This window comes from Streptomyces anatolicus (assembly GCF_019400875.1).
Lineage (GTDB): Bacteria > Actinomycetota > Actinomycetes > Streptomycetales > Streptomycetaceae > Streptomyces > Streptomyces anatolicus.
The window spans coordinates 1-5,251 of record NZ_WMBF01000444.1 but is presented as its reverse complement, the minus strand read 5'-3'; the positions used below and the strand labels follow the sequence as shown (position 1 = coordinate 5,251).

General features: G+C 75.3%; 1 protein-coding gene. It reads left to right on the top strand.

The features are described 5' to 3' along the window. A partial coding sequence (locus GKQ77_RS27020) for a non-ribosomal peptide synthetase (protein WP_219691545.1) occupies positions 1–5,251 on the top strand: 5,251 nt, incomplete at both ends.

Below are 5,251 nucleotides of genomic sequence, written 5' to 3'. Positions count from 1 at the left end.
CCCAGGGGCCACCCCCGCCCCGGCCGTTCCCTGGCAGACGGCCGGCGCGGCCCCGATCGGCGGCTCGGTCGACCCGGACATGCCTCTCCCGCACGCCCTGGAAGCGAACGTCACCGTCCAAGACACCCCCAGCGGGCCCGAGTTGGAGATCAGGCTCAGCTGGCCCGGCGACCTGCTCGAGGAAGCGGACGCCGAACTCCTCGGCCGCACCTGGGCCGCGATGCTCGCCGGACTCGCCGCGCACACCGAGGAGAACGGGGCGGGCGGACACACGCCCTCCGACTTCCCCCTCATGGACACCCTGACCCAGGCCGGAGTCGAACGGCTTGAGTCGGCCGTGCCGGGACTGACCGACGTATGGCCGCTGTCGCCGCTCCAGGAAGGCATGCTCTTCCACGCCACCTTCGACGGCGACGGCCCGGACGCGTACCAGAGCCAGCGTGTGCTCGCCGTGGACGGGCCGCTGGACACCGAACGGCTGCGCGCGTCGTGGCAGGAACTGGTGACGCGCCACGACGCGCTGCGGGCGAGCTTCCACCGGCTGCCGTCCGGCGAGGCCGTGCAGGCCGTGGCGCGCGAGGTGGAACTGCCCTGGCGCGAGGCCGACGTGTCCGACCGCCCCGAGGACGAAGCCCTCGCCGAGGCGCGGCGGCTCGCCGCGTGCGACGCCGCCGAGCGCCTGGACCTGTCGGCCCCGCCGCTCCTGCGGCTGCTTTTGATCCGCCTCGGCGAGAAACGGCACCACCTGGTCGTCACCAGCCACCACATCGTGGCCGACGGTTGGTCGACACCGCTCCTGCTCAACGAGGTGTCCGAGGCGTACGCGGCGGACGGCATCGCCCCCACACCCTCGCGGGCCGCCTCGTACGGGGAGTACCTCGCCTGGCTGAACCGGCAGGACAAGGAAGCTGCGCACCGCGCCTGGCGGGCCGAGCTGGCCGGGGCCGACGAGCCGACCCTCGTGGCCCCCGCGGAGCTGGGCGGGGCCCTGGTCCTGCCCGAGGAGTGCTCGCTGCGCCTCTCCAGGAGCACGACACGCGCCCTCACCGAACTGGCCCGCGCCCAGGGCCTGACCGTGAACACCGTGGTGCAGGGCGCGTGGGCGATGGTCCTCGCCCGCCTCGCCCGGCGCACGGACGTGGTGTTCGGCACCACCGTGGCCGGGCGGCCCCCGGAGATCCCCGGTGTCGAGACGATGGTCGGCCTGTTCATCAACACGCTGCCGGTGCGGGTGCCGCTCGACGCCCGCGAACCGGTGCTCGCGATGCTCACCCGGCTCCAGGAGCGGCAGACCGCGCTGATGGCGCATCAGCACACCGGTCTGACGGAGATCCAGGCGGCCTGCGGGGCGGGCGCGACCTTCGACACCATGCTCATGTTCGAGAACTATCCCCGGGCCACGCCCCTGCTCCCCGCGCCGGGTTCCGGCGCCGGTTCCGACCTCGGCTCCGGTTCCGGGGCCGGGCGTGACGGTGACGGCGGCGAGGTCGCGCTCACCCAGGTGGACAGCCGCCTCGGCACCCACTACCCGCTTGCCGTCGGAGTCGTCCCCGACGACCGCCTCGGTATCCGCCTGACCTACCGGCCGGACGTGTTCGACGGGCCGCGGGCCCTGCACGTGGGCCGCCAACTGGCACGCGTCCTGGTCCAACTCGCGGCCGATCCGGCGCTCCGGGTCGGCGACATCGACGTACTGGAGCCGGCCGAACGTGCCACCGTCCTGGAGCGGTGGAACGCCACCGACCGGCCCGTCCCCGGCGGGACCCTTGCGGAACTGTTCGAGGCACAGGCGCGCCGCTCCCCGGACGCGCCTGCCGTGATCGCCGCGGACCGGCAGTGGACGTACGCGCAGCTCGCCCGGGCCGCCGACCGCGTCTCGCACGAGCTGCGGGCGCGCGGAGTGCGCCGCGGGGACCTGGTCGGCGTGGTGATGGAACGCTCTGCCGACGTGGTCGCGGTCCTGCTGGGCGTGGCCGGGGCCGGAGCGGCCTTCGTACCGGTGGACCCGGCATACCCGCGGGAGCGCGTCGCGCAGGTGCTGGCCGACGCAGACCCCGCCCTCGTGGTCTGCACGGCCGCGACCGAGGCGGTGCTCCCGGCGAGCGTGTCCCGGTGGGTGCACGACGCGCCCGCGACGCGCCCGGCGGCGACCGGTGAGGTGGGCGGGACCGGTGAGGTCGGCGGGACTCGTGAGGTCAGCGGGGCCGACCTGACCGGCGAGACTGGCGCGACCGGCGGGGCCGCCTGGACGGACCGTGCCGGGAACGGCACGAGCCGCGCCACGGATCCGGCGTACGTGATCTACACGTCCGGCTCGACCGGGACCCCGAAGGGCGTCCTCGTCACCCACGGCGGACTCGGCAACCTGGCGACCGGCCAGATCGAACGGTTCGCCGTGCGCCCGGACTCCCGCGTCCTGCAACTGGCCTCCTGGAGCTTCGACGCCGCCGTCTCCGAGATGTGCATGGCCCTCCTGTCGGGAGCGGCGCTCGTGGTGGCAGGCGCGGACCGGCTGCCACCGCATGGCGCGCTCGCGGACGTGGCCGCCGAGTTCGGGGTGACACACATGACGGTCCCGCCCTCGGTCCTCGCGACGGTGGACGCGCTGCCGGAAACCGTCGAGACTCTGATCGTCGCGGGCGAGGAGTGCCCGCCGTGGCTGGCCGAGCGCTGGTCGGACCGGCGCCTGGTCAACGCGTACGGTCCGACGGAGGTGACCGTCTGCGCCGCGATGAGCGAACCGCTGCGCGCGACCCGGGACAGCGGCCCGGTGCCGGTCGGCCGCCCGCTCGTCAACAGCCGGGCCTACGTCCTCGACGACTTCCTGAAGCCGGTCCCCCCCGGAACCGTCGGCGAACTGTACGTCGTGGGGCCGGGTCTGGCGCGCGGCTACCTCAACCGGCCGGGCCTGACGGCACAGCGGTTCGTCGCCAACCCCTTCCGCGCGCCGGGCGACGCGGACCGCATGTACCGGACGGGGGACCTGGCCCGGTGGACGGCCGACGGACAGCTGATGTTCGTGGGGCGCGCCGACGAGCAGGTCAAGGTCCGCGGTTTCCGGGTGGAGTCGGGTGAGGTCGAGGCCGCCCTCGCCGGGCACGAGGCGGTGGCGCAGGCCGTGGTGGTGGCCCGTCAGGACGGGCCGGGGGAGCGGCGGTTGGTCGCGTACGTGGTCGCCGAGGAGGCAGGCCTCACGGACGTCGACGAACTCCGTGCGTACGTGGCCCAACGGCTGCCCGAGTACATGGTCCCGGCGGCCGTCGTCGTCCTGGACGCCCTGCCGCTGACCGTCAACGGCAAGCTCGACCGGGCGGCGCTGCCCGCGCCGGACTTCGCCGCCCGGGTGAGTGGGCGGGAGCCGCGCACCGAGACCGAGCGCGTACTGTGCCGGCTCTTCGCCGAGGTGCTGGGCCTGGAGCGGGTCGGGGCCGAGGACGGCTTCTTCGAGCTGGGCGGCGACTCCATCAGCTCCATGCAGCTCGCCTCGCGGGCACGTGAGGCGGGCCTGGTGGTGACGCCCCGGCAGGTCTTCGAGGAGAAGACGCCCGAACGCCTCGCGCTGGTCGTGGCGGCGGCCGCGGGGCAGGAGGCGGCGACGGCCGACGTGGGCGTCGGGGAAGTGCCCTGGACGCCGGTGATGCGGGCGTTCGGCGAGCGCGCCACGGATGCCGGGTTCGCGCAGTGGGTGACCCTCGGCGCCCCGCCCGGACTGGGTCTTGACGTACTGGCCACCGGCCTCGGTGCCATCCTGGACGCGCACGACATGCTGCGGGCCCGCACGGTTCCCGGTGAGCGGAAGCTGATCGTCGGCGAGCCGGGCACGGTGGACGCGTCCGCGCTGGTCTCCCGGGTCCCCGCGGCCGCCGCCGAGGTCGGCGAGGTCGCGGAGAGGGCGGCGCGGGAGGCCGTGGCGGACCTCGACCCGGCGGCGGGCGTGATGGTGCGGGCGGTATGGGTGGACGCCGGACCGGGGCACGTCGGCCGACTGGTCCTGGTGGCACACCACTTGGTGGCGGACGGGGTGTCCTGGCGGATCCTGGTACCGGACCTGCGAGCCGCGTGCGAGGCGGTTTCCGCCGGGCGTGAGCCTCGGCCTGCCCCGGTCGGCACGTCGTTCCGGCGCTGGGCGCAGCTGCTGGCGGCGGAGGCGACCGGCGAGCGGCGGGTCGCCGAGCTGGACGGCTGGCTGACCCTGCTCGGTGAGAGCCAAGCGCCTTTGACTGAGCGAGAGTTGGACCCGGGGTTGGACACGGCTCGGACTCTGCGCCGCACGTCCTGGGTGGTGCCGCCCGAGCAGGCGGCCACGCTGGTGGGCCGGACCACGTCAGCGTTCCACTGCGGGGTCGACGACGTGCTCCTCGCGACGCTCGCGGGCGCGGTGGCCCAGTGGCGCCCCGAGACCGGCGCGGGGCTCCTGGTCGACATCGAGGGACACGGTCGCGAGCCGCTGGCCGAGGGCGTGGATCTGTCACGCACGGTCGGCTGGTTCACGAGCGCGCACCCGGTGCGGGTGGGCGCGGCGGGAGTGGACCTGGCGCAGGCCCGTGCCGGGGGCCCGGCCGCCGGGGCCCTCCTGAAAGCGGTCAAGGACCAGACGCGCGCCGTCCCCGGCGACGCCCTCGGCCACGCCCTCCTGCGCCACCTCAACCCCGAGACGGCCCCCACGCTGGCATCCGCCCCGACCCCCCAGATCGGCTTCAACTACCTAGGCCGCTTCACCACGACTCCGGGAGCCACCCCAGGCGCCACACCCGGCGCGCCCCCGACGGCCCCTGCTGGCGCCACGTCCGGTGCGGCTCCGGCGGCCATCTCTAGCGCCGAGTCCGGCGCCACCCCGGGCGCGCCCCTGTCCGCCACCCCAGGCGGCACACCCGGCGCGCCTCCGACGGTCCCTGCTAGCGCCACGTCCGGTGCGGGCCCGGCGGCCATCTCTAGCGCCGAGTCCGGCGCCATCCCGGGCGCGATCCCGCCCGCCACCCCAGGCGGCACGTCCGGCGCGCCCCCGGTCGCCACCCCAGGCGGCACACCCGGCACGTTCTTGGGCGCGCCTCCGACCACCACTCCGAGCGCCACATCCAGCGCGGCCCTGGTGGACCCCCCTAGCGCCACAGCCGGTGCGGCTCCGGTGGACGCCTCTAGCGCCACAGCCGGTGCGGCTCCGGTGGACGCCTCTAGCGCCACGTCCGGCGCGGCCCCGGCCGCCACCTCTAGCCCCGAGTCCGGCGCCACCCCGGGCGCGACCCCGTCCGCC